Here is a 24,435-nt window from a genome sequence, read left to right as displayed (position 1 = left end):
CCCGGACTGAAGTCCGGGCTACGTTCAACTGCAGCTCGTGCTTACTTGGCGGCCATGCGCAGCGCGCCATCCAGGCGGATGACCTCGCCGTTGAGCATGGCATTCTCGATGATGTGACGGGCCAGCGCCGCGTACTCGCCCGGGCGCCCCAGACGCGGCGGGAATGGCACATTGGCAGCCAGGGAGTCCTGAACTTCCTGCGGCATGCCAGCCATCATCGGCGTCTCGAAGATGCCGGGGGCAATGCACATCACGCGGATGCCCGAGCGCGCCAGGTCGCGGGCCACCGGCAGGGTCATCGCAGCGACGCCGCCCTTGGATGCCGAATAAGCGGCCTGCCCCATCTGCCCATCGAACGCAGCGACTGACGCGGTGTTGATGATCACCCCGCGCTCACCGCCTTCGTTCGGCTGGCCCTGGGCCATGGCCTCGGCAGCCAGGCGCAGCATGTTGAAGCTGCCGATCAGGTTGACTTCGATCACCCGGCGGAAGCTTTCCAGGCCATGGGCGCCATTGCGACCGAGCACTTTCTCGGCCGGCGCGATACCAGCACAGTTCACCAGCCCGTGGAGGCCACCGAAGGCTTCCAGTGCTGCGGCCACAGCATTACGGGCGTCGTCTTCACGGGTGATGTCGGCCTTGACGAAACGGGCGTTGGTGCCCAGCTCCTCGGCACGGGCGGCGCCGGCTTCGGCGTTGATGTCCACCATCACCACCTTGCCGCCCTGCCCAATCAACTCGCGGGCCGTGGCCAAGCCAAGTCCGGAGCTGCCGCCGGTCACCAGGAATACGGAATTTTCGATACGCACGTTGTTCTCTCCTCGAATCAGTGAGCGGCGGCCGCCTGGGCCTTCGCGACTTCCTGGTTACGCAGCAGGAATCGCTGGATCTTGCCGCTCGGGGTCTTGGGTAGTTCCGCGACGAATTCGATTTCACGCGGATACGAATGGGCGGACAGGCGCTTGCGCACGTATTGCTGCAGTTCGTCGGCCAGGGCAGCGTCGCCGGTATATCCGGCATGCAGCACGACGAAGGCCTTGACCAGTTCGGTGCGCTCCGGGTCGGGCTTGCCGATCACTGCGGCCTCGATCACCGCAGGATGCTCGATCAGCGCGCTCTCCACATCGAAGGGGCCGACGCGGTAGCCGGAGGTGGTGATCACATCATCGGAACGACCAACGAAACTGATGCTGCCGTCTTCGTTCAACTCAACGGTATCGCCGCTCAGGTAGTAGTCGCCGACAAAGGATTTGGTAGGCATGCCCAGGTAGCCAGGGAACCAGAACAGCGGTGAGCGCGGGCGGTCCAGTGCGAGGATGCCGGGCTGGCCTGGTGGCAGTTCGTGGTTCTGCTCATCGAGTACCACCACACGGTGGCCGGGCATCGCGAAGCCGGCGGCGCCCAGGCGCACCGGATGAGCCAATGCGTGGTGATTGCACAGCACCATGCCCAGCTCGGTCTGCCCGTAATGATCATGGATGGTGCAGCCCAGGCCGTCGGCGAACCAGCGGATCACTTCCGGCGTCAGTGGCTCGCCGGCACTGCTGACAGCACGCAGGCAGCCCTTTATCTGGCCTTCCACTTCATCACACGCGGCCAGGAGCAGACGGTAGGCAGTGGGCGAGCCGGCCAGGTTGGTGATGCCGTATTGGCGGATGATGCGGCAGGTGCTTTCCACGGTGAATCCGCCTTCGTAGAAGGTCGTGGCATGCCCCAGGGCCAGCGGGCCGGTGACGGCGTAGTACAAGCCATAAGCCCAGCCCGGATCGGCCAGGTTCCAGAAATTGTCGTCGGGGCGCAGGTCCACAGCATCACGCATGTAGGTGACGAAGGCGACGATCGCCTTGAGCGGCACAGTGAGCGGTTTGGCCAGGCCCGTGGTGCCGGAGGTGAACATCATCAGGAAGGGGTCTTCGGCCGTGCGAAGCACCGGCTCGAACTCGGCCGACTGCTGCTCCAGAGCACGCCAGAAGCCCGCTTCGCCGTCCCCTACGGTCAACACCGGCGGCGCACCTTCCACTTCATCGAGCTTGGGCCGGTTGGTCTGGTCGGTAACCACCAGTTTGGCGCCGGAACCCTGGACCCGGTGCTCGATGGCCTTGGGCCCGAAAGCGGTGAACAACGGCTGGTAGATCGCGCCCAAACGCCAGGTGCCAAGGATGGTGATCAGCAGCTCCGGGGTACGCGGCAACAGGCCCGCCACGCAATCGCCGGGGCGGACTCCCTGAGCGTGGAGGAGGTTGGCAAAACGGGCAGACGCCTCCTTGAGCTGGGCGAAGGTCCAGGTCGCCCGCTGGCCCTCGCGGCCTTCCCAATAGAGGGCAACGCGGCCCGATTCGGCGTGGCGGTCACAGCACTCGACGCAGGCATTCAGGGCGTCGAGGGAACCCGCCAGGGTGCTGGCGGCGACAGTCTCGTAATCGAACTCGCGGGCAGCGGTAAGGTAATCGCGCATGGGGTGGCTCCCGGCTTGTTTTTGTTGGATTACCGGGATGTTCGCGCCGCCCGGGGCTGGCGGCAATGTCGAAAGGCGCCGACCTGAGTGAGCGGTTTTGACAAGTTGCTCTCGCGGACCGCTCTATCCCCAGCCCTCTCCCAGAGGGAGAGGGGGCTATCCGCGCAGGTTGTATTGGGCAGAGCAGCGCGAAGCCCAACGGGCGCCGGATGGCGCCTGAATGACCGCTGGTTGGTGATCACGCCGAGTCGGGATGAATCAACGAGCGGTACTGGCCCGGCGTGGAGCCCGTCCACTTCTTGAACGCCTTGTAGAAGGCACTCGTATCGGCAAAGCCCAGTTCGAAGGCCAGGTCGCTGAAGTTGACCTCGCCCGCGTCAAGGCGAGCGATAGCCAAGTCGCGCCGGACCTGGTCCTTGAGTCCCTGGTAGGACTGTCCTTCCAGCGAAAGCTTGCGCCGCAGCGTAGAGGGCGCCATGTAGAAATGGCTCGATAGCGCCTCCACATCGGGCCAGCGTTCCGGCTTCACGCTACGCAGGTAGGCCTTGATGCGCGCAGCCAGGCTTTGCGGGTCGCGGTAGCGCACCAGGATGTTGGCCGGCGCACCGGCAAGAAAGCGCTTGAGGTCGCGCTCGCTACGTCGCACCGGCACATCCAGGCAGTCGGCATTGAACAGCAGTCGGTTCTGCAGGCGGGAAAAGCGCAGGTTCGTGCTGAACATGACCCGGTAATCCTCGATGTAACCGGGCGCCTCGCAGCGTAGGTCAACACCCAGGATGGGAATCCGCCTGCCGGCCAGCCAACACAATAGACCGTGAACCATCAGCCAGAAGGTGAAGTAGGCGAAGGCCCTGCCCTGATTGCCGGATGGTTCGTCCAGGGCGATTTCCGCCAGCCCGCCCCGATGCACCAGGTGCGGATGCAGGTCGTCGAAGACCAGATCAAAGAACTCCAGGATGCGTTTCAACGCCTCGCCAACGGTGGGTTCTTTCAGAGCGACGCGAGTCATGTAGGCAAAGCTGCCGGATTTCATCCGACGCGCGTTCATGCCGAAGAACTCATCGTCCATCGCGTGGGCGATCAACCGCCAAAGCTGCGCATAGAGCTGGGAAGACACTCGCGCATAGGGTTTGCCCAACAACTCGGCGCCAATGCCGGCTTGGTCGAGCAGCCCTGACGCGTCAAAGCCCCGCAGGCGCAGTACCAGCAGGGCTTCGTTGACCAGGTGCACGGAGATGGTGCCTTTCTCGGCAGAAGAGCCTGTCATGGTCTCCCTTGGGGATATAGGTTTTCGATCGGGGGCACATTCTAGATGCTTTGCCTGTGGGGGCGAATTCATTCGCGATGCAGGACGCGGTCCTGCACTTCCGACTCCCATGGGGCAGCTCCGCTGCCCTCAGCGACTGAAGTCACCCCCACAAGGGCGAGCGCGCCCCCTGCCCGGTCGCCTCTACCGAATGGCCATCACCTTGTCCTGCGGCGGCGTCAGTTCCTCGATGCTGATCTCGCGCATGCGGAACTTCTGGATCTTGCCGGTCACCGTCATCGGGAAAGCTTCCACGAAGCGGAAATAGCGCGGCACCTTGAAGTGCGCGATGCGCTCCTTGGCCCAGGCACGCAGCTCGTCTTCTGAGGCGCTGTGGCCGGGGTGGAACTTGACCCATGCGACTATTTCTTCACCGTACTTGCTGTCCGGAATGCCGATCACCTGCACATCGGCCACCGCGGGGTGAGTGAAGAAGAACTCCTCCAGTTCACGCGGATACACGTTCTCTCCACCGCGAATGATCATGTCCTTGCTGCGACCGACGATGCAGACGTAGCCATTCTCGTCCATGGAAGCGAGGTCGCCGGTATGCATCCAGCGGCCCGGATCAATGGAATCCATGGTCGCCTGCGGGTTGTTCCAGTAGCCCAGCATCACACTGTAGCCACGGGTGCAGAGTTCGCCGATCTGGCCGCGCGGGACGATCTTGCCATCGGCGTCGACGATCTTGCTTTCCAGGTGCGGCTGGGTGCGGCCGACGGTGGTCACGCGCAACTCCAGCTCGTCTTCCGGGCCGGTCTGCAACGACACCGGACTGGTCTCGGTCATGCCGTAGGCGATCTGCACCTCGCTCATGTGCATCTCGCTGATCACCCGGCGCATCACTTCGATCGGGCAGGTGGCGCCGGCCATGATTCCGGTGCGCAGGCTCGTCAGGTCGAACTCGGCGCGTTGCGGATGATCCAGCTCAGCGATGAACATGGTGGGAACGCCGTACAGAGCAGTGGCCTTTTCTTCCGCCACCGCACGCAGGGTGGTCAGCGGGTCAAAGGCATCGCCCGGATAGATCATGGTCGAGCCGTGGGTCACGCAGCCCAGGTTGCCCATCACCATGCCGAAACAGTGGTAGAGCGGCACGGGGATCACCAGGCGATCCTGCTCGGTAAGCCCCAGGCTCTCACCGACCATGTAGCCGTTGTTGAGGATGTTGTAGTGGCTGAGGGTGGCGCCCTTGGGGAAGCCCGTGGTGCCGGAGGTGTACTGAATGTTGATCGGGTCGTCGAACTGCAGGCTGGCCTGGCGTTCGACCAAGGCATCCCTACTCACCTCCCCGGCCCGCTGCTGCATCTCGGGCCAGGCAAGAAAACCTTTCGGCGGCGTGGCGCTCAGGCTGACTACGCCGCGCAGTTCCGGCAGGCGCTCGCAGGCCAGCTCACCCGGCTTCGCCTCGGCCAGTTCAGGCACCAGGCCCAGCAACATGGCGTGGTAATCGGAAGTCTTGAAGGCATCCGCGCAGATCACCCAGCGGCAGCCGGACTGCTTCAGCGCGTACTCCAGTTCGTTGCTGCGATAAGCCGGGTTGATGTTGACGAGGATGGCACCGATCTTGGCGCTGGCGAACTGGGTGATGCACCACTCGGCGCAATTCGGTGCCCAGATACCCAGGCGATCGCCGCTTTTCAGGCCCAGGGCCAGCAGCGCGCGGGCGTGGCGCTCAACCGCCTCGGCCAGTTCGGACCAGGTGAAGCGCTGACCCTGGTGGCGCACCACCAGCGCTTCGCGCTCGGGGAACTTGGCTACCGTGGCGTCGAACGCCGCGCCTATGGTCATGGCGAGCAGGGCTTTGTCCTGCCGCCCCTGGGTGTAGCTCTGGTGATTCATGGCTTTCCCTTCTTGTCGTTGTACTGGGATCGACTCAGAACAGCTGGCTCCCGCCATTTGCAGGAGCCCGGGTACGTATTCGGCTTTATTTACCTTTACGTAAACGTAAAGGTAAATAAAGCCTGTTTTCCTGTCTAGTGACCCATTGGTCGGATGCGGGTTCAGGCATCGGGCGGCCGATGGTCAGTTCCTCAAGCAGGGGCCCGCTGAATTCCCTGGGCCGCTTTACCTGTGGGGGCACATTCATTCGCTGAGCAGAACGCAGTCCTGCCATCAAACCCGATGGGGGCAGCTGCGCTGCCCTCAGCGACTGAAGCCGCCCCCACAAGAGGGCCCACAAGGCCCCTTCCCTAGCGAATGAACACCTGCGTCGTGGTGATCGACATATCACCACCCGGCAGTTTGATGTTCTTCACCTTCTCCAGGCTGTCCGGATCGAACACCGCGATGTCGTTGAAGGTGCCCGCCAGGTAGAGCTTGCTACCTTGGGTGTTGAAGGCGATGCAGTAGTACGAATGGTCCAGGTTGGCGGCTTTCAGCAGCTTTTGCTCCTTGATGTCGTACTTGGCCAGACGGTTGAGCACACCGAACATCTGGTTCGGGTCCTTCGGCGAGCGCAGGCCAGTGAAGTACAACTCGGTCAGGGGCGCGAAGTCCTGGACGGTGGTCTTGCCAGTCTTCAGGTCGATGCTGACGTAGCCATAGATGAAGTCGGCGGTGGCCAGGTCCTGCTTGTCGTCCTTGAACTTGGCCGTGGTGTAGAGCATGGAGAACTCGTGGTAAGTAGTCTGGTGCGGCCAGAAGTACAGCACGTCCGGGGCGCTGTAGTTCGGGCGCTGCCAGTTGCGGCCAGGCACCGCTACCTCGTACTTGCCGGTCTTGACATCCATTTTGTAGATGTCGGGCCCTGCGACGTAGAGGGTGCCATCATCTGCGGCGCGCATGAGGTAGATCTGCCGTGGCATCGGGAAACTGCGTACCGGCTTGGCATCCAGGCCGCCGTCGGTCTTGTAGACCTCCAGGCGCGGCTGCTTGACCACATAGTGGTCGCTCATCAACTGCGTCGGATTGACGGTGGTGTAGAGCTCCTTGCCGTCCGGACTCAGGGCGAAGGAGAACATGGAGCGCACCTTCTCCCCCGGGTTCTGCGAAAGCTTGGCGTGGAACACTGTCTTGCAGTTGTCCAGATCGACACCGTACAGGTCGCCGAAGTGGTTGTTCAGGAGAAACGCCGTCTTGCGGTCCGGCGCCATCATGGCGGTGCCGGGGCCGAAGGCGTCTGGCAGGCGGCAGGTCTTGTAGACGCTATCGTTGGCCAGGTCGACCACATGCAGGTTGTTCGGGTAATTGGTGGCGATCATGTATTCGTGACCGGCCTTGAGGGCCGGGCCGGAATCGGTGGAGGCCCAGGTTTGAGCCCCCAGTACGAGGCCGGCGAAGGCGGTCGCCAGGCTCGCGATGGTTTTGAGTTTCATAGCGGTTTCCCTCTTGTTCTTGTCGCCGGTCATTTGTCTTTCGGGAATACGGTGCCGAGGTTGCGCCAATCCTCTTGCGAGTTCGTCGCCTGGGCGTTCCAGTCCTGGTAGGTGCTCATCATGTCGGGCACCTGGGCCGGCCACCAGCACGGGTCGGAGCAACCGTACAGGTCGGCCTCCATCGGCTGGCACAGCGAGGCGACGCCGCCAAATGCGTCGACCTCCCAGCCTGGGTCGGTGGTGGCAGTGCAGCCCGCCACGGCACTCATGGCTATGACTTCTTCGATGCGATCTTCGGCTGCGGCTTTATCGAGCATTTGCGCTTTGTTGTTGAGCGGCTTCAGATGTTTCATGTCAGTGCGCCTTCCGCGGAGTGATGTAGCGGCTGATGAAGGCCGGGTTGACGGCCATGATCCGGCTGTAGACCTCGATGCCGAAGTCCACCCAGTCACGCATCAGTTCGCAGTAGTGATAAGTCGGGTGAGTCGGGTCGCCGTAGCGGGCGTAGCTCTCGTGGTAGCAGCCACCAGAGCACAGGTTGCGGATACGGCAGGTGTCGCAGCCGGTACCCGAGCGATCCAGGCGCTGGGAGAGGAAGTCGTTCAGCTCCGCTTGCTTCACGCCGCTGTGCACGTTGCCGAAGGTCGGCAGGCTGGAGCCGGTGAAGCGGTGGCAGAGGTTCAGCTCGCCCTTGTGGTCCACCGCCAGCATCTTCAGCCCGGCGCCGCACGGTAGGGCCTTCTTGTGGCCTTCGTGGATGTCGGTGATCAGCTGGTGCAGGTTGGAGAAGCCGATGTTGCGGTGCTCCAGAGCCGCTTCCAGGTAACGCCGGCCGAGCTTCTTCATGTTGGCAAAGACTTCGATCAGCTCCTCGTTGGACAGGTTGAAGCTGCTGATGTCGCCGGAGGTCACCGGGGCGAAACCGACTTCGGCAAAACCCAGTTCGTTGAACAGGTGATCCCAGATGGTTTCCACGTCGGTGACGCCGGTGGTCAGGGTGACCCGCGCCCCCACAGGGCGACTGTTGTAGCGTGACAGCAGCATCTCGGCCTTGCGCCGGACCACGTCATAGGTGCCTTGCCCGCCCACGGTGATCCGGTTGCGATCATGTACCGTTTTCGGCCCGTCGATGCTCACCGAGAGTCCGAAGCGGTGAGCGTTGAGGTACTCGATGATCTCTTCGGTGAGCAGCGTGGCGTTGGTGGTCATGATGAACTCCACCTGTTTGCCCGCTTCCGCGAAACGCCGCTCGCAATAATCGACCATGTGCTCGATCAGTGGGCGATTGGACAGCGGCTCGCCACCGAAGAAAACCACGCTGTAGCGTTCTTCGTGAGGCGACTCCTTGAGCAGCATCTCCACCGAGGCTTCGGCGGTTTCCGCGCCCATCTTCTTGCCGGCGGAAGGCTTGTCCAGGTCTTCCTTGTAGCAGTATGTGCAGCTCAGGTTGCAGCCGGTGTTGACGTTCAGCACCACGGTGTTGAGCGCCGTGCGGTCGACCTTGCTGATGCCGATTTCCGGCGTCAGCGGCGAGCCGTCGCTGACTACTTCCAGCGCGATCAGCTCGCGCAGGGTTTCATTCACGTCCCGCCCGGCGAACCGCCCAGCCAGGCGTTGCACCAGGTCTTCGGACGAGCAGCCCTGCTGGCGCAGCGCATCGATGATGCCGCCGGTGATTTCGTCGGTGGCGAACAGCGAGCTGCTCGGAATGTGGAAAAGCATGCGGTCGGCATCGACCCGCACTTCGTGCAGGTTGCGTTCGACCAGATTCAAGATTGCGCCCATGGCGACCTCCCGGAATTTTACCCAATCGTCGTTTCGAATCCGGGCGGGGTATGCCCGCCCGTGCCTTGGCCGTTTACGGCAGCGGCGGGTTGTTCCAGCGCTGTACGGTGACGATCAGGTGACCTTCGCCTTTCTGACCACCCTCTTCCAGCTGCGCGATCACCTTCAGGTTGCCCGCGTTATTGGTCATCATCTTGCGTTCCGGGTTGGGGCCCGCGCCGCCCGGCACAAACACGCCATCAGCCTGCATCTTCCCGGCGAACTTCACGTCCTCGTCTTCCTTGGCGCGTTCGTCGAAGGGCTCAACCGACCATTTCGCCGGCAGGTAGCCGATGCGGTACGGCTGGCCATCGGCGCCCTTGCCCCAGGCCTCGGCCTCGAAGCGGCCCTGCACCTTCGGAGTCGAACCGCCGTTCTCACCCACACGGGCGATGGAGAACTCAGGCACCACCTTGACCTCGGAGATACTGTCGTAGACAGCAAGATCAACGCCTTTGAGCTGCCCCAGCGCCACGGCGCGGGTACCAGCGGCGGCATTGGCGGCGGCCTTGACCCGGACGCGCACACGCTCCGGTGTCTGCTCCAGCACCTTGACCACCTCGACCCCTGGCCCGAAATCCGGCTTGCCGGCAAGGCCGCTGCCTACCAGGGTCAGTTCAGCTTCGCTGCCGGTCTTGATATAAGCCGGCTGGACGGCCAGCAGCTTGGCGTTGTCTTCCTTCGCGGCAACGAAGTCCAGGCCGCGCTCGTCGTGCTCGGCCTCGAACATTCGGCCGCGCATCTCGCCATTCAGCGCACTGAAGACCTGGCGCAGGTTCGTGTCGCCGATCTTCACGTTGCCACGCCATTCGAAGCCGTTGTAAAGAATTGCCGAACCGCTACCCTCGAACGGGGTGCCATCAGCGTACTGACCCTTGACGATGACGCTGAAGGTGTCGCCCTTATCGGCCTTAACCGTCATCACACCCCGCACATCACCCTTGGCCAGCATGTGACCACTGAAGCTCCACTGGCCCGGCAGCTCAGCGGCCGTGGGACGAGACTTCTGCCAGTCGGTCCAGGCCTTGCTCTCCATCGGGAAACGCTTGGCCAGGTCCGGTACGGTTTCCTTGAGGGCGATTTCCAGCCAGTCGCGATCGCGCGACTGCGCCTGGTATTCGAGGGACGGCCACTGGCCAAGGTGGAAGTTGACCAAGTGCTCCCATTCCTTCGCCGGGCGACGCTGCAGGGCAACGCGGGCGCCGGAGTGGCAACGGCCGCACATCTGGCTCAGGTGATCGTCGAATTTCTCGACGGTGTTCAGGCGACGCTCCATGGCGTAGCGCACGCCTTCGGTTTCGCTCGGTGCCAAACCTTGCTTGTCAGCCAGATACTTAACCAGGGTGCGGCGGTCATCGTCGCTGATCTGCAGGCCATGCATCACCTGCATGCGCGCGATACTCATCAACCAGCCCTCGGGAGTCTTGCGCTGGTGGCTGATGCGGCTCAGGGATTCGTTGCCCTCGGGGATGTGACATCCCACGCATTTGGATTTGAGGATGGCTTCGCCCTCCTCTGCTGCATGTGCCTGGGCAAACAGCAGGGAAGCCATGGCTAGTGCCAAGGTACCTGCGCGATGCCGGAGTCGAGTCGTGTTCAAGGTCAGACCTCCACGGTGTTGTTCTTATGGTGCGCACCCCGGTGAGCAAAAGGTGCATCTGTCACGGCGAATACACAATGTGTGCCATGACCTGGAAATCCCTTCAATAACAGATAATTAGGTAAAAATTGCGGGGCTCTGGGGAATGCTGGCAAAGGGCCCCAGCGTCTAATTTCGCGACAGGGTGTTCAACCCTGAGACAGTAGCCCATGCGGCACCGTACAGCCTGCCCGTAGCAGTGCTCCAGTGCTGTCTCATCGTGTCTCAAACTGCAACAGCCGGATCATCCACATCAACCCACCTAAAACAAATAAACCTTTATTTATCAACATGTTAATTGATTAAATCCAGCTTGGCATGGGCGTTGCGAAAGCCCTGGGCAACTTCAATAAACAGAGGCTCGAACCCCATGCTTGCTGACCTGCCCATCCTCCCGCAAACCCAGGCCTTCCTCGCCCGAAAACATAGAATGCTGATCGGCGAGCAGTGGCTGGATGCCGCCAGCGGCAACGCCATGAGCTTCCGCAATCCGGCTACTGGCGAAGTGCTGGGCGACGTTCCGTCGGCGGCCAAGGAGGATGTCGATCGCGCCGTGCAGGCTGCCCGCCTGGCCTTCGATGATTCCCCCTGGAGCCGTATGCGTCCGCGCGAACGCCAGAACCTGCTGTGGCGCCTGGCCGATCTGATGGAGCGTGATGCCCAGGAACTGGCCGAACTGGAATGCCTGAACAACGGCAAGAGCGCCGCCGTGGCGCGTGTGATGGATGTGCAACTGGCCATCGACTTCCTGCGCTACATGGCCGGTTGGGCCACCAAGATCGAAGGCGCAACGGTCGACGTCTCAATGCCGCTGATGCCGGACGATCAGTTCCACGGTTTCATCCGTCGTGAAGCCGTGGGCGTGGTCGGCGCCATCGTCGCCTGGAACTTCCCCCTGCTGCTGGCCTGCTGGAAGCTCGGCCCGGCGCTCGCCACTGGCTGTACCGTGGTGCTCAAGCCGGCGGACGAGACTCCGCTGACCGCCCTCAAACTGGCTGATCTGGTTCTGGAAGCCGGCTATCCGGCGGGTGTGTTCAACGTCATTACCGGCACTGGCCTGAACGCAGGCGTGGCCCTGACCCAGCACCCGGGCGTGGACAAGCTGACCTTCACCGGCTCCACAGAAGTCGGCAAACAGATCGGCAAGGCGGCCATGGAGAACATGACGCGCGTGACCCTGGAGCTGGGCGGCAAGTCCCCCACTATCGTCATGGCCGACGCTGACCTGCAGCAGGCTGCAGCCGGCGCCGCCACCGCCATCTTCTTCAACCAGGGCCAAGTATGCTGCGCCGGCTCGCGCCTCTACGTGCACCGCAAGCACTTCGACAATGTGATCGCGGACATCGCTGGTATCGCCAACGGCATGAAGCTGGGCAACGGCCTGGACCCAAGCGTGCAGATGGGCCCGCTGATCTCCGCCAAGCAGCAGGACCGCGTCACTGGCTACATCAATCTCGGTCGTGAACTCGGCGCCACTATCGCCTGCGGCGGCGAAGGCTTTGGCCCCGGCTATTTCGTCAAGCCCACGGTCATCGTCGACGTCGACCAGAAGCACCGCCTTGTGCAGGAAGAAATCTTTGGCCCAGTCCTGGTCGCCATGCCCTTCGACGATATCGACGAAGCTGTGCGTCTGGCCAACGACAACCCTTATGGCTTGGGTGCCAGTATCTGGTCGAACGACTTGTCGGCCGTGCACAAGATGATTCCGCGCATCAAGTCCGGTTCGGTCTGGGTCAACTGCCACAGCGCCCTCGACCCGGCCCTGCCCTTTGGCGGTTACAAACTCTCGGGGGTTGGTCGTGAGATGGGGGCGGCGGCCATCGAGCATTACACCGAGTTGAAGTCGGTGCTGATCAAGCTCTGACGGCAACCCTCTCCCCCTGCCCTTCTCCACGCCGGTCGCCCCTGGCGCGGAGAGGGGTGACTCGCGCCGGAGACTTCTACGCTAACCGCTATACCCGACGCTGGAACTGGCTCAATCATCCTTCGCCGTTCGGAAAAACTCCCGCAACACCTTCACCGCCCCCCGATGAACTGCTCCGCCCCGTCGAGCTGGCCAGCAATCCCGCGATACACGGCAAGCCGGCTGGATGCGTCCAAGAAAGACTTTTCCTCCGGCTAGACTCGAAACCAGAACAAAGCACGATGCTCTTCATATCGGGTGCAAGCGTATGGATGTCCTGCTATTCCTCAAGTCCGCGTTGATCGGCCTATCCATCGCCGCGCCTGTCGGCCCCATCGGCCTGCTGTGCATCCAGCGCAGCCTGGCGCACGGGACGCATATCGGCTTCATCAGCGGACTCGGCGCAGCGGCAGCAGATGCCTGCTATGGCGCCGTGGGTGCTTTTGGTATTGGCGCGATCACCCGGCACTTCGTTGAGCTGGCAACGCCCCTCGCATTGGCCGGCGCCCTCTTTCTCGCCTGGATGGGCCTGAAGATGCTGGGCGCCACGCCGCCAGAACGCGCCGCTAACGCCGTTGACCCGGCACGAGCGCTGCCTGCCTTTGCTTCGGTGTTCGTGCTCACATTGAGCAACCCGCTGACTATCCTGTCGTTCATCGCCATCTTCGCCACCTTGGCCGGAGGCTCTCCCCTGTCGGCGACATCCGCCACGCTGATGGTCATGGGCGTCTTCTGTGGTTCGGCTGCCTGGTGGCTGATCCTGGCACTCGGTATTGCCACGATTCGCCACCGTCTCGATGCCCGGGCAATGCGCTGGATCGACCGCATAGCCGGCGGCTGCCTGCTGGCCTTTGCGGTCTGGCAGCTGCTGCGTACGGTGATTGCCTGACTGCGGTCAAGCAATCCCCACGATAGATTCCTTTGCCTCACACACCGCCATCGCCTCACCTGACTTTCATTGCATTGATTGCAACCAGACCGGGGAGCTGCCATGACTGAACAACGACCGCGGATGAATGAAGAAACCCTTGGCTCTGCCGAGCAGGTGCTGGACCTAGTCTAACCTGGCGAAAGCCCAATCCTGGGGGAACCTTTGGTCCAGCGCCATGCTCGTTCCTGGTGCAGCCAGCTGAGTAGGCCGGTGCCACTTGATCGTTACGTCCGGTAATCCTACCCACTGAAACGCCCCGCAATCAGATCACGGCCTACCATTTAACCGAGATTTATCTGCATATAGAGCAACATGGCGCGACCATTGCTTGTAAAAGCGCACGATAAGCAGATAGTTATCGGCTTATGTACCTCAAACCCTCACCAAAGGTTGCCCAAATTGATCAAGCACAGACTCCCACGCCTGCTAGGCGCCACCCTCTGCAGTCTCGGCCTCCTGGCCGCCAGCACGCAGGCCGAAGAACGCACCCTGCGCGTCTACAACTGGTTCGACTACATCACCCCGCAGACCCTGGAAACCTTCAAGCAGGAGAACGGCGCCAAGCTGATCTACGACATCTTCGATACCAATGAAGCACTGGAGGCCAAGCTGCTGACCGGCAACTCCGGCTATGACGTGGTGGTACCGTCCAACGTGTTCCTGGCCAAGCAGATCCAGGCCGACGTGTTCCAGCCGCTCGACCGCAGCAAGCTGCCGAACTGGCAGCACCTGGACCCGCAGTTGATGAAGCTCATCGAAGCCAATGACCCCGGCAACCGTTTTGCCGTGCCCTACATGTACGGCACTGTGCTGATCGGCTTCAACCCGGAGAAAGTAAAAGCCGCGCTCGGCGAGAATGCTCCCGTGGACAGCTGGGACCTGATCTTCAAGGAAGAGAACATCGCCAAGCTCAAGCAGTGCGGCGTAGCCCTGCTCGACTCGCCTTCGGAGATCATGCCGATCGCCCTGCACTACCTGGGCCTGTCGCCCAACAGCAACCAGCCCAAGGACTACGACAAGGCCGGTGAGTTGCTGCAGAAGATTCGTCCGCACATCGCCTACTTCCACTCCTCCAAGTACATGGCCGATATCGCCAACGGCGACATCTGCGTGGCTGTGGGCTATTCCGGCAGCTTCTCGCAGGCGGCCAACCGTGCGAAGGAAGCCGGCAACGGGATCGTGGTCGACATGCGCCTGCCCAAGGAGGGTGCGCCGGTCTGGTTCGACATGCTCGCCATTCCCAAGGGCGCGAAAAACCCTGAGGACGCCCACGCCTTCATCAACTTCCTGCTGCAACCCGAGGTAATCGCGCCGATCAGCGATTTCGTCGGCTATCCCAACCCGAACAAGGACGCCACAGGACTGGTCAGCCCGGCGATCCGCAACAACCCCAACCTCTACCCCACCGCTGAAGCCCAGGCCACGCTGTACACCCTGTCACCGCTGGAACGTAACGCCGAACGCGCCCGCACTCGTGCCTGGACCAGGCTCAAGTCAGGTACCTGAGGCACGGCATCTGTGTCGTAGTCCGGCTGAAATCCGGACTACGCAATGCGAAACGATCTTTTGTAGGGGCGAATTCATTCGCCAAGGGCGGCGCAGTTGCCCCTTCAACGCCGATGGGCAGGCCTTCGGCCTGCTCGGCGACTGAAGCCGCCCCCACCGAAAGCCGCCCCGATCAGGCCATCTGCGAAATAGTCTTGCGGAATCGCGTCAGCGCGGCAACGAAGAAAGCGCTGCCGATGCCGATGATCGCCAGCAGCTGCGGCCAGACGATGTCCAGCCCCGCGCCCCGGTAGAGGATGGCCTGGGCCAGCGCGACGAAATGAGTCGTCGGCGCCGCCAGCATGATGAACTGCACCAGCTCCGGCATGCTCTCGCGGGGCGTCGTTCCCCCCGATAGGATCTGCAACGGCATCAGCACCAGGATGGTGAGCAGGCCGAGTTGCGGCATGGAGCGCGCCACGGTGCCGAGGAAAATGCCCATGGACGTGGTGGCGAACAGGTGCAGCGCAGCCGCCAACAGGAACAACGCCACCGATCCGCTGATGGGCACGGCCAGCCAGCCCTGCACCACCAGCTCCAGCGACAGCGCCGCCGCCACCAGCACCACCAGCCCCATGGACCAGACCTTGGCCAGCATGATCTCGAACGCCGACAGCGGCATCACCAGCAGGTGCTCGACGGTCCCGTGCTCGCGTTCGCGGATCAGTGCGGCGCCCGTGAGAATGATCGACAGCATGGTGATCTGGTTGATCACCTCCATCACGCTGCCGAACCAGGCCTGCGTCAGGTTCGGGTTGAACAGCACCCGCGGTGCCAACCCCGTCAGCATGGGGCTGTCACCCCGGTAACGCTGGACGAACTGCTGTACTTCGGTACCGACGATGCTCTGGATGTAGCCGGCACCGCTGAATGCCTGGCCGACCTGGGTGGCATCGACGTTCAGTTGCAGCGAAGGGCTGCGCCCGGCCAGCAGGTCCCGTTGGAAATCCGGCGGGATATCCAGCGTGAAGGTGTAGAGCCCGGTGTCCATGCCACGATCCATGCCCGCCTGGTCGATCATCACCGGCGGGCGGAAGTAAGGCGGCTGGAACGCATCGATCAACTGGCTGGAGAGCTGTGAGCGGTCTTCGTCGACTACCGCGATCGGCGCGTTGTTCAGGGTTTCCGGCAGGCCCGTCGCCGAGCTATACACACCCAGGCTGAAGGCCCAGGCGATCAGCGCCAGCATGGCGTAGTCACGCTGCAGGCTGCGGAATTCCTTGACGCCCAGATGGAAGATATTGGCCAGAGCGCGCATGCCTCAGTCCTCCTGCTTCTTCAGGGCCCAGACGCTGAGCAGGGTCAGCAACGGGATGGCCACCAGCAGCGGCACGAAATACGGCGCCAGTTCGGCAAAGCCAAGGGCCTTGGAGAACACGCCCCGGCTGATCACCAGGAAATGGGCGGTCGGGTAGAGCTTGCCCATCAGCGCCGCCCCGCCCTCCAGCGAGGAAACCGGGTGCACCAGGCCGGAAAACTGGATGGCCGGCACCATGGTGGCGATGGCCACGCCGAACACCGCGGCGATCTGGCTGCGCATGAAGGTAGACATCAGCAAGCCGATGCCCGTCGACACGCACACGTAGAGCAAGGCGCCGACCAGCAGCGTCGGCAGGCTGCCCTTGAGCGGTACGCCGAACACCACCACCGCCAGCAGCGCCATCAGCAGGAAGTTGAACATGCCCATTGCGATGTAGGGCAACTGCTTGCCGAGCAGGAACTCCAGGCGCGACACCGGCGTGACGTAGAGGTTGGTGATCGAGCCCAGTTCCTTTTCGCGCACCACGCCCAGGGCCGTGAGCATGGCAGGGATCATGATCAGCAGCAGCGGGATCACCGCCGGCACCATCGCCTGGATGCTCTCCACATCCGGGTTGTAGCGGTAGCGCAAGTCGATGCCCGCGCTGGCCGGCAGGGCGATACCGGTGCTGCGGCGCGCCAGCTCGCGCAGGTAGTCGGCATGCAGGCCCTGCACGTAGCCCTGCACGGTGCTGGCGCGGGTGGGCATGGCGCCATCGATCCACACGCCGATCTGCGGGCTGGCGCCACGCTTGAGGTCACGGCCGAACCCCGGTGGAATCTCGATGGCCAGGCTCAGTTCGCCACTGCGCATGCGTCGGTCAAGGTCCTCGTAATCCCGGATCGGCGACCGTTCGATGAAGTAGCGCGAACCGGCAATGTTCAGCGCATAGGCCTCGCTGGTGGTGGTCTGGTCGCGGTCGAGCACCGCGTAGGCAAGGTCCTCCACATCCAGGCTGATGCCATAACCGATGATGAACATCAGCAACACCGTACCCAGCAGCGCCAAGGTCAGCCGGATGGGATCTCGGCGCAGCTCCATGGACTCGCGCCGCGCATAGCTGAACAGGCGCTGCGGACTGAAACGAACATCATCCTGGCGGCTTGGCTTCGCCTCAGCGATAGCTGGCATGGTGCCAGGGCCCGGCGCGCCGCCCTGCCCCGCGGCCTCCTCCAGGTATTGGATGAAAGTCGCTTCAAGGCTGTCCTGCCCACGCTTTTCCATAAGGGCGCGCGGCGTGTCGCTGTCGAGCACCCGGCCGGCGTGCATCAGCGAGATGCGATCACAACGCTCGGCCTCGTTCATGAAATGGGTGGAGATGAAGATGGTCACGCCGTCGCGGCGCGACAATTCCACCATCAGCTCCCAGAAGCCGTCGCGGGCCACCGGATCGACGCCCGAGGTGGGTTCGTCGAGGATCAGGATTTCGGGCTTGTGGATCACCGCCACCGCCAGGGAGAGGCGCTGGCGGATGCCCAGCGGCAGGTCGCCGGGCAGCACGTGCCGCACCTCTTCGAGCTGGAAGCGTGCGAGCATCTCGGCCACCCGGAGGGCGATGCTCGCCGCGGGCAGATGGAACAACTTCGCATGCAGCTCCAGGTTCTGCAGCACCGTCAATTCGGCATACAGGGAAAACGCCTGGGACATGTAGCCCACGCGCCGCCGGGTGGCCATGTCAGCCGCGTCCACCGGTTGGCCGAACAGGGCGCAACGCCCCTCGCTGGCTGGCAGCAGTCCGGTGAGCATCTTCATGGTGGTGGACTTGCCACAGCCGTTGGAGCCGAGAAAGCCGAAGATCTCCCCCTGCCCGATGCGGAAGCTGACGGAATCCACGGCGACAAAGTCGCCAAAACGACAGGTCAGCCCCTCGGCCTCGATCGCCACCTTGACGTCGGCGCCGGCCTGGCGCGTCGGAATCACCAACGGGCGATAGCCACGACGCTTCTGCTCCGGCAACAAGGCGACAAAGGCAGCCTCCAGGCTTTCGCTCGCAGCGCGTTGGCGAATCAGGGCCGGGCTTCCGGTAGCAAGCACACGACCGTCGTCCATGGCCACCAGCCAATCGAAGCGCTCCGCCTCTTCCATATAGGCCGTGGCCACCAACACGCTCATCCCGGGATGGCTCGCACGGATGCGCTGGATCAACTGCCAGAACTGGTTACGCGAGAGGGGATCGACCCCTGTGGTGGGTTCGTCGAGGATCAACAGGTCCGGGTCGTGGATCAGCGAGCAGCACAGGCCGAGCTTCTGCTTCATCCCGCCGGACAATTTGCCCGCCAGCCGCTCCTTGAAAGGGGCCAGCCCGGTACTCTGCAACAGGTCGTCGATACGCCGTTCGCGTTCAGCATGGTCATGCCCGAACAGGCGACCGAAGAAATCAACGTTTTCGAATACCGTAAGCGTCGGATAGAGGTTCTTGCCCAGCCCTTGCGGCATATAGGCGACACGATGGCAAATGGCGCGACGGTGTGCTGCCGAGCGCAGGTCGCCGTCGAGCACCTGCAGATCACCGTCCTGCAGCTTCCGCGCTCCCGAGATGAGCGCCAGCAGGCTGGACTTGCCGACACCATCCGGACCGATCAGGCCAACCATGCATCCTGTCGGAATATCCAGGTCGATTCCGTCCAATGCATGAGTCTTGCCGTAGCGCAGCGACACCCCGCGCAGGCGTGCCACAGGTTCCTGCACACTGCTCATTGCGGGACCTTGATGCTCAGGCGCTCAGGCCACTCGGCCTCCGGGTCCAGTCGCAGGTAGGCCATGCCCGGCACACCAGTCTTGACCACGCGCATATGCTTGCGCAGCAGCTCCGGCTCGATACGTGCCTTGACCCGAAACATCAGCTTCTCGCGTTCGCTCGAAGTTTCCACCGTCTTGGGCGTGAACTGCGCGACGCTGGCCACATAGGACACCTTGGCCGGCACCACGTACTCGGGCGCGGCGTCCAGCACCACTCGAACCTCCTGGCCCAGCGCCACCCTGCCGGCCTGGGCGGCAGGCAGGAAGAATGTCATGTAGACGTCCACCAGGTCGACCATGTTGAGGACCCGCCCGCCGGCGCCCAGCACTTCCCCCGGCTGGGCGATGCGGTACTGAACACGCCCAGCGCGCGGTGCACGTAACAGGCTGTCTTCGATGTCGGCAGCAAACCGAGCGGTACTGGCAGTGGCAGCCTCGATGGCCGACTGTGCCTCGATGACTTGCGACTGCGCGGCATGCACCCCCGCCTCGGCCGACAACACCTGTGCCCTGGAGGCCGCCAGGGCTGCCTCTGCACTCAGGAGTACGGCGCGATCGTCATCGAGTTGCTGCTGCGCCATGGCCTTGCGCGCCACCAGGGTATGAGTCCGGCTGAAGCGCTTCTGTGCAGCTACCTGCTCGGCCTCACGCTGGTTTACAACGGCCTTGGCCGTAATCTTCTCGCTTTGTCGCTGGGCCACCAAGGCTTCGGCGGTGGCCTTGGCATTCTGGGCGCGACGCACCTCGGCCGTGGCCTGGGCCAGTTGGGCTTCCAGTACCCGCGTGTCCATGCGGGCAAGGACCTGGCCCTGACTGACGAAATCGCCTTCATCCACGCTGATCTCTGCAACGCGCCCAGGCAGTTTGGCCGCCACGTCCACTTCGGTGGCTTCGATACGGCCGTTACCAACGGCAAAGCCATCGCCCAGCCCCGTGGGACGCAGTAACAGCCATGCGCCGAGACCGCCGAGCACCAATACCACGGCCAGACCCAACGGAAATTTCTGTTTGGAAAGCGGTTTCATCAAAACCCTCCGCAAGCTCCGCACCGATGCCGGGATCATCGTCGATCCGACGTAAATATGCCTTGATGCATGTCAGCCGGTCCATGACTGGCAACGTGACTATTCTGAAACCTGCACATCAAACCCCTGGCACCAATCCAAAACAGGTGGCACTGGCACACAAGGGGTTGGCAGAGACAGCAATTCCCCAACTGCTCACTAAAGGCAGACTTGGACTGCAAACATCTGCCCGCATCCGCGATCCGCCAGACCAATAATTAGGGAGCCGCCCCCATGCGAATAACCAGGATCCTCGCCCAATCAACGCTGGCACTGGGCATTTCGCTCATTGGCCTCGGCAACGCCAGCGCCGACTTGCCAGCCGATACCATCGGCCAGGCCACCTTGCCCTTCCCGCCGGAACCCCACCGCGCCTACATCGTCGATGTGGAGTTCGAAAACTTCGTAGCCGGCCGAGTCACCGTAGTCGATCCGGTGAAGAAGCGAATGCTCGGCATGGTCAGCACCGGCTTTGCCGCGCCCTCGACCCTGAGCCGCGACGGTAAGTTGCTGTACACCGCCGACCTGTTCTACTCCCGCGGCACCCGCGGCACGCGCACTGACCTGCTGACCGCCTGGGACACCTCGACACTGTCGCCTTCCTGGGAAGTACTGATCCCCACCAAGCGCGCTGAAATGCTCACCCAGCGCTACTCCCTGGGAACCAGCAGCGACGACCGCTTCGTCTATGTCTACAACTTCACTCCATCCACCTCGGTGACCGTGGTCGACGCCAAGGCCAAGGCCGTGGCCGGTGAAATCGCGATTCCCGGCTGTGTGCTGAACTACCCGGTCGGCAAGCGCGCTTTCGCATCGCTGTGCGGCGACGGCAAGCTCCAGTTGGTGACCCTGAACGACGACGGCAAGGAAATCGATCGCAGCCATACCGCCTTCTTCGACCCGAACGCCGAGAAGCTGGTGGAACGCGCTTACGCCGTGGGCGACACCTACTACTTCGTCACCACCACCGGCACCATCCGCGGGGTCGATTTCTCCGGCAAGGAGCCGAAGATCCTGCCAGCCTGGGAGCTGGTCGAAGACACCGAGAAGAAAGCTGGATGGGCACCGGGCGGGTGGCAGCTGATTACAGTCGCACCGAAGCTGAACCGACTCTATGTGCTGATGCACGACGCCCACGAACCGATGAAGTGGGAAGACCCAAGCCCCTACGTATGGGTCTACGACCTGAAGACCCACAAGCGGATCGGCACACTCGAAGCACCGAACCCGATCTGGAGCTTGCACGCCACCACCGATGACCAGCCGCTGCTGCTGGGCACCAACATCAGCGGCGGCCTGGAAGTGTTCGACCTCAAGAGCGGCAAGCACACCGGCACCATGGAACGCATTGCCAAGACGCCGATCCAGGTCCTCAGCCACTGACAAGGGGCAGCCATGCAACCTGATCCGATCTACACCATCGCCAGCGCGCTCGCTGTTGCGGTGATCCTGGCCAGCGCCGCGACGCACAAATTGCGCGCCCCCGGACGCTTTGCCGACCTGGTGGAGGACTACCAGCTCCTGCCACAGGGCCTGGTACGGCCAGTGGCCCGACTACTGCCCCTGCTGGAAGCAGCCATCGCCTTCGCCCTGCTGGTACCCGCCAGCCGAGCAATTGCCGCCATGGCCGCCGCAGCACTGCTGACCGGCTACGCCCTGGCCATTTCGGTGAACCTCTGGCGTGGCCGCCGCGATATCGACTGCGGCTGCGCCGGACCGGACCAGGCCCAACCGCTGCGCCCGGTACTGCTGGCGCGCAATGCCTTGCTGGTGGCCCTGGCGCTGGTCGCCGGCCTGTCGCCGCAAGCCCGCGACCTGGGCGGCTTCGACGGCTTCGTGGTAATCGCCGCCAGCGCCGTGGCCCTGCTCATCTATGCCGCCGCCGATGGCCTGCTGGCCAACGGTCCCCGTCTGCTCAAACTTATTGGAAGGTGAAATATGGAAGGCTTGATCGTCTCCAACATTCTGCTGTGGTGCCTCTTGATTGCCCTGGCCTTCGCCGTGATGGGCCTGGTTCGCCAGATCGGCGTACTCCATGCACGCCTTGCCCCAGCGGGTGCACTGATGATGGACAAGGGCGTCTCGGTCAACGAAGCCGCACCCAGGGTAACCGCTGCCGACCGTAACGGCCGCCCAGTGAACTTCGGCTATGCCGGCGAGAAGGGCCAGCTGCTGTTCTTCCTCTCGCCCACCTGCCCCATCTGCAAATCCCTGTTGCCAGCCATCAAAGCCATCGCCAAGGAGCAGGCCGACCGCCTCGACGTGGTCTACGTCAGCGATGGCGACATGGATGCCCAGCAGGCGCTGATCCGCGAGCACAAGCTGGAAGACGTCACCTATGTAGTCGGGCCGGAAGTGGGCATGACCTACCAGATCGGCAAGCTGCCCTACGCCGCACTGATCGACAAAGGCGGCGTGCTTCGCGCCAAGGGTCTGGTCAACTCGCGCGAGCACCTCGACAGTCTGTTCGAGACCGAGCACCTGGGCAGCGCCACCCTGCAACAGTACCTGCACAACCACGCGCACTCGCACAGCGCCCACCAATAAGAAGGGAGACCCCCATGAAACTGCTAGACCTCCTGTTCGAGCGCTCCACGCGCCACGTCGCCGATACCACTTCGCGACGCAAGCTGCTGGCCCGCCTGGGCTCGCTGATGGTGGCCGGCGCCGCGCTGCCGGTGCTGCTGCCGATCGACCGCACGGGCAAGGCACTGGCCGCCGAGGCGCCCAAAGCCGGCGACCCGGGTGACCCGAATAGCTGCGACTATTGGCGCTACTGCTCCATCGATGGTTTTCTGTGCAGCTGCTGCGGCGGCACTGTGACCTCCTGCCCGCCCGGCACCGAGGTGTCCCAGGTGACTTGGATCGGCACCTGCCGCAACCCGGCCGACGGCAAGGACTACATCATTGCCTACAACGACTGCTGCGGTAAGCACAGCTGCGCCCAGTGCGCTTGCACCCGGAACGACAGCGAGGAGCCGGCGTACCGTCCGTTCAACAACAACGACGTGAACTGGTGCCTGGCGGCCAAGTCACACATCTATCACTGCACCGTCTCGGTGATCCGCGGCGTCGCGGTCTGAGGCGAGGGAGCGCTGCCATGCGATACCTGTTGATTGCCGGACTAATGTGCGCCATGGCAGCCCCATTGGCGCAGGCCCGCGCCATCCCTGATCCAGCGCAGAAGCACGCCCCGGGCAACGAAGCGCTGCAAAAGCCCATCGCTGCGGCTGGCTACAGCACGCCGGTGAACTACCAATTGCAATGTGCCGGTTGCCACTTGAGTGACGGCCAGGGTTCCAGGGCCAACGACACGCCTCGCATGAAGGACTTCGTTGGCAACTTCCTCAAGGTAGAAGGCGGTCGGGAATTCCTCGTACGGGTGCCGGGCATGTCCCAGTCAGCACTGAACGATGCCCAACTGGCCGATCTGCTCAACTGGCTGATGCGCAAGGACGGAATGGCCGGCAAGAGCACGCCGGAACAATACCAGCCATACACCGAAGCCGAAGTGGCTGCGGTGCGGCACGAGGCGATGCTCAACCTGCCACAGACACGGGCGGGGCTGATTGCCAGGATGCGTGAACAAGGTATCGCCATCGAGGACGGCCTGAGCGAATAGTTATTTTTTAGCCTGACGGCTTCGTGCCCGCCCACCGGCGGGCTTTTTTTTGGTTCTTCGCAAAATCTGGGGGAAGAGCGAGTTGACAGTCGGGGAAGTGGGTAAATTGGCAATCGCCAAACATCCCAACCCCCACCCCCTGCTGCCACCGTGCATCCTATTGATCTTGCCGCTTTCTGGCCAGGCTACGAGGTCGTCGTCTGTCGCCAATCCACTCACGACACCCTGCTGATCAGTCTTGAACTGCAAACCGAGCGCTTCCCGATTTGCAGCAGCGTGCCAAACCCAACCTGTTGATCCATGAGCAGCAGCACATCCGCCAGGTGCGGGATCGTGACCTGCAGGATCAGCGCGTCCTGCTGCAACTGCCGGTGCGTCGCGTCGACTGCCGGTACTGCGGACGCGTATCCGAGCGGATCGACTGTCTGGCGCCGGCTTCCCGCCTTCCCCGGAAAGCAGCTTGCAACACCTCCTTGGCGGACTTGTCGGGCGGAGTGACACATCGAAGGCGCACGAAACCTTGTAGGAGCCAGCTTGCTGGCGAATGGCGCATGTTCGCCAGCAAGCTGGCTCCTACAGAGAGAGTACCGGCTATCCGGCTGTCAACTCGCATCTCCCCCAGATTCCGCGATGAACCTTTTTTTTGCATCTATCTGCGTTGCGTGGTGGGGTGTGACCCAGTCACCGAGCGATGGGTGCTTATACGGGCACGGCAGGGGTGCCGGGTAGATTGGCGCCGATCAACGCGAAGTCCAAAAGGGCGAAGCACAGCTTCTCCGGCTCAGAGCCC

Annotated in this window: 19 protein-coding genes and 1 pseudogene; 9 read left to right on the top strand and 11 right to left on the bottom strand. The window is 62.9% G+C overall.

Annotated elements, in window-relative coordinates:
• Positions 1–41 precede the first annotated feature (41 nt).
• From J7302_RS23030 to peaA, 8 genes are all read right to left on the bottom strand, one after another.
• A complete protein-coding gene (locus J7302_RS23030) occupies positions 42–809 on the bottom strand; it encodes a 3-hydroxyacyl-CoA dehydrogenase (protein WP_215380202.1) in 768 nt (255 codons plus the stop codon).
• A 17-nt stretch (positions 810–826) separates the two neighbouring features.
• Entirely contained in the window at positions 827–2,455 is a 1,629-nt protein-coding gene (locus tag J7302_RS23025; protein WP_215380200.1) for an acyl-CoA synthetase, read from the bottom strand.
• A 238-nt stretch (positions 2,456–2,693) separates the two neighbouring features.
• Positions 2,694–3,722, bottom strand: a complete 1,029-nt coding sequence (locus J7302_RS23020; protein WP_215380197.1) for an AraC family transcriptional regulator — start codon at positions 3,720–3,722, stop codon at positions 2,694–2,696.
• Between the two features lie 183 nt (positions 3,723–3,905).
• Entirely contained in the window at positions 3,906–5,603 is a 1,698-nt protein-coding gene (locus tag J7302_RS23015; RefSeq protein ID WP_215380195.1) for an AMP-binding protein, read from the bottom strand.
• A gap of 350 nt (positions 5,604–5,953) precedes the next feature.
• Positions 5,954–7,078, bottom strand: coding sequence for a quinohemoprotein amine dehydrogenase subunit beta (peaD, locus tag J7302_RS23010; protein WP_251702220.1), 1,125 nt, complete (start codon positions 7,076–7,078; stop codon positions 5,954–5,956).
• Positions 7,079–7,107: 29 nt separating this feature from the next.
• Positions 7,108–7,431 (bottom strand): quinohemoprotein amine dehydrogenase subunit gamma, encoded by a 324-nt coding sequence (qhpC, locus tag J7302_RS23005; protein ID WP_215380192.1) that lies wholly within the window; start codon positions 7,429–7,431, stop codon positions 7,108–7,110.
• Position 7,432: 1 nt separating this feature from the next.
• Positions 7,433–8,863: a quinohemoprotein amine dehydrogenase maturation protein gene (gene peaB / locus J7302_RS23000; RefSeq protein WP_215380190.1), complete on the bottom strand. Its 1,431-nt coding sequence runs from the start codon at positions 8,861–8,863 to the stop codon at positions 7,433–7,435.
• A 73-nt stretch (positions 8,864–8,936) separates the two neighbouring features.
• Complete coding sequence (peaA, locus tag J7302_RS22995; protein WP_215380188.1) at positions 8,937–10,454, bottom strand: quinohemoprotein amine dehydrogenase subunit alpha; 1,518 nt, start codon at positions 10,452–10,454, stop codon at positions 8,937–8,939.
• Between the two features lie 457 nt (positions 10,455–10,911).
• Between peaA and J7302_RS22990 the strand changes: the two genes are divergently transcribed.
• The 3 genes from J7302_RS22990 (at position 10,912) to J7302_RS22980 (ending at position 14,881) form a co-directional block, all read left to right on the top strand.
• Positions 10,912–12,405 (top strand): aldehyde dehydrogenase family protein, encoded by a 1,494-nt coding sequence (locus J7302_RS22990; RefSeq protein WP_215380186.1) that lies wholly within the window; start codon positions 10,912–10,914, stop codon positions 12,403–12,405.
• Between the two features lie 307 nt (positions 12,406–12,712).
• Complete coding sequence (locus J7302_RS22985) at positions 12,713–13,333, top strand: LysE family translocator (protein ID WP_215380184.1); 621 nt, start codon at positions 12,713–12,715, stop codon at positions 13,331–13,333.
• A 441-nt stretch (positions 13,334–13,774) separates the two neighbouring features.
• Positions 13,775–14,881 carry a polyamine ABC transporter substrate-binding protein gene (locus J7302_RS22980; RefSeq protein WP_394359109.1) on the top strand — a complete coding sequence of 369 codons (1,107 nt, stop codon included), beginning with the start codon at positions 13,775–13,777 and terminating at the stop codon, positions 14,879–14,881.
• Positions 14,882–15,053: 172 nt separating this feature from the next.
• On the opposite strand, the gene J7302_RS22975 is transcribed toward J7302_RS22980, so the two are convergent.
• Genes J7302_RS22975 through J7302_RS22965 form a run of 3 tightly spaced genes read right to left on the bottom strand, consistent with a single transcriptional unit; the run spans position 15,054 to position 19,984 of the window.
• Positions 15,054–16,178: an ABC transporter permease gene (locus J7302_RS22975; RefSeq protein ID WP_215380177.1), complete on the bottom strand. Its 1,125-nt coding sequence runs from the start codon at positions 16,176–16,178 to the stop codon at positions 15,054–15,056.
• Between the two features lie 3 nt (positions 16,179–16,181).
• Positions 16,182–18,917, bottom strand: coding sequence for a ribosome-associated ATPase/putative transporter RbbA (gene rbbA, locus J7302_RS22970; RefSeq protein ID WP_215380175.1), 2,736 nt, complete (start codon positions 18,915–18,917; stop codon positions 16,182–16,184).
• Positions 18,914–19,984, bottom strand: a complete 1,071-nt coding sequence (locus tag J7302_RS22965) for an HlyD family secretion protein (protein ID WP_215380172.1) — start codon at positions 19,982–19,984, stop codon at positions 18,914–18,916. The genes rbbA and J7302_RS22965 overlap by 4 nt, the downstream gene beginning before the upstream one ends.
• Before the next feature lie 273 nt (positions 19,985–20,257).
• Between J7302_RS22965 and J7302_RS22960 the strand changes: the two genes are divergently transcribed.
• The 6 genes and pseudogenes from J7302_RS22960 to J7302_RS27055 form a co-directional block, all read left to right on the top strand.
• The gene (locus J7302_RS22960; RefSeq protein ID WP_215380170.1) at positions 20,258–21,406 is read left to right on the top strand and encodes an amine dehydrogenase large subunit; all 1,149 of its coding nucleotides are present in this window, start codon (positions 20,258–20,260) and stop codon (positions 21,404–21,406) included.
• Between the two features lie 12 nt (positions 21,407–21,418).
• Positions 21,419–21,958 carry a MauE/DoxX family redox-associated membrane protein gene (locus tag J7302_RS22955; protein ID WP_215380168.1) on the top strand — a complete coding sequence of 180 codons (540 nt, stop codon included), beginning with the start codon at positions 21,419–21,421 and terminating at the stop codon, positions 21,956–21,958.
• Positions 21,959–21,961: 3 nt separating this feature from the next.
• Positions 21,962–22,570, top strand: coding sequence for a methylamine dehydrogenase accessory protein MauD (mauD, locus tag J7302_RS22950; RefSeq protein ID WP_215380166.1), 609 nt, complete (start codon positions 21,962–21,964; stop codon positions 22,568–22,570).
• 14 nt (positions 22,571–22,584) lie between these two features.
• Positions 22,585–23,106 (top strand): methylamine dehydrogenase light chain, encoded by a 522-nt coding sequence (locus tag J7302_RS22945; RefSeq protein WP_215380163.1) that lies wholly within the window; start codon positions 22,585–22,587, stop codon positions 23,104–23,106.
• A 17-nt stretch (positions 23,107–23,123) separates the two neighbouring features.
• A complete protein-coding gene (locus tag J7302_RS22940) occupies positions 23,124–23,645 on the top strand; it encodes a cytochrome c (protein ID WP_215380158.1) in 522 nt (173 codons plus the stop codon).
• Positions 23,646–23,930: 285 nt separating this feature from the next.
• A pseudogene (locus tag J7302_RS27055) lies at positions 23,931–24,109 on the top strand (ISL3 family transposase); the annotation flags it as partial.
• Between the last annotated feature and the right edge of the window lie 326 nt (positions 24,110–24,435).

The sequence above is a fragment of the Metapseudomonas boanensis genome (assembly GCF_018704125.1).
Taxonomy (GTDB): domain Bacteria; phylum Pseudomonadota; class Gammaproteobacteria; order Pseudomonadales; family Pseudomonadaceae; genus Metapseudomonas; species Metapseudomonas boanensis.
The sequence above is the reverse complement of the archived record's forward strand: the minus strand, read 5'-3'. Positions and strand labels throughout refer to the sequence as shown.

Coding starts and splice junctions, on each gene's coding strand:
- J7302_RS22985 (WP_215380184.1), top strand. CDS start 12,713: ATGGATGTCCTGCTATTCCTCAAGTCCGCGTTGATCGGCCTATCCATC.
- peaB (WP_215380190.1), bottom strand. CDS start 8,863: ATGGGCGCAATCTTGAATCTGGTCGAACGCAACCTGCACGAAGTGCGG.
- J7302_RS22960 (WP_215380170.1), top strand. CDS start 20,258: ATGCGAATAACCAGGATCCTCGCCCAATCAACGCTGGCACTGGGCATT.
- rbbA (WP_215380175.1), bottom strand. CDS start 18,917: ATGAGCAGTGTGCAGGAACCTGTGGCACGCCTGCGCGGGGTGTCGCTG.
- J7302_RS23015 (WP_215380195.1), bottom strand. CDS start 5,603: ATGAATCACCAGAGCTACACCCAGGGGCGGCAGGACAAAGCCCTGCTC.
- J7302_RS22945 (WP_215380163.1), top strand. CDS start 22,585: ATGAAACTGCTAGACCTCCTGTTCGAGCGCTCCACGCGCCACGTCGCC.
- J7302_RS23020 (WP_215380197.1), bottom strand. CDS start 3,722: ATGACAGGCTCTTCTGCCGAGAAAGGCACCATCTCCGTGCACCTGGTC.
- J7302_RS22975 (WP_215380177.1), bottom strand. CDS start 16,178: ATGCGCGCTCTGGCCAATATCTTCCATCTGGGCGTCAAGGAATTCCGC.
- mauD (WP_215380166.1), top strand. CDS start 21,962: ATGGAAGGCTTGATCGTCTCCAACATTCTGCTGTGGTGCCTCTTGATT.
- J7302_RS22955 (WP_215380168.1), top strand. CDS start 21,419: ATGCAACCTGATCCGATCTACACCATCGCCAGCGCGCTCGCTGTTGCG.
- qhpC (WP_215380192.1), bottom strand. CDS start 7,431: ATGAAACATCTGAAGCCGCTCAACAACAAAGCGCAAATGCTCGATAAA.
- J7302_RS23025 (WP_215380200.1), bottom strand. CDS start 2,455: ATGCGCGATTACCTTACCGCTGCCCGCGAGTTCGATTACGAGACTGTC.
- J7302_RS22940 (WP_215380158.1), top strand. CDS start 23,124: ATGCGATACCTGTTGATTGCCGGACTAATGTGCGCCATGGCAGCCCCA.
- peaD (WP_251702220.1), bottom strand. CDS start 7,078: ATGAAACTCAAAACCATCGCGAGCCTGGCGACCGCCTTCGCCGGCCTC.
- peaA (WP_215380188.1), bottom strand. CDS start 10,454: ATGGCTTCCCTGCTGTTTGCCCAGGCACATGCAGCAGAGGAGGGCGAA.
- J7302_RS22965 (WP_215380172.1), bottom strand. CDS start 19,984: ATGAAACCGCTTTCCAAACAGAAATTTCCGTTGGGTCTGGCCGTGGTA.
- J7302_RS22990 (WP_215380186.1), top strand. CDS start 10,912: ATGCTTGCTGACCTGCCCATCCTCCCGCAAACCCAGGCCTTCCTCGCC.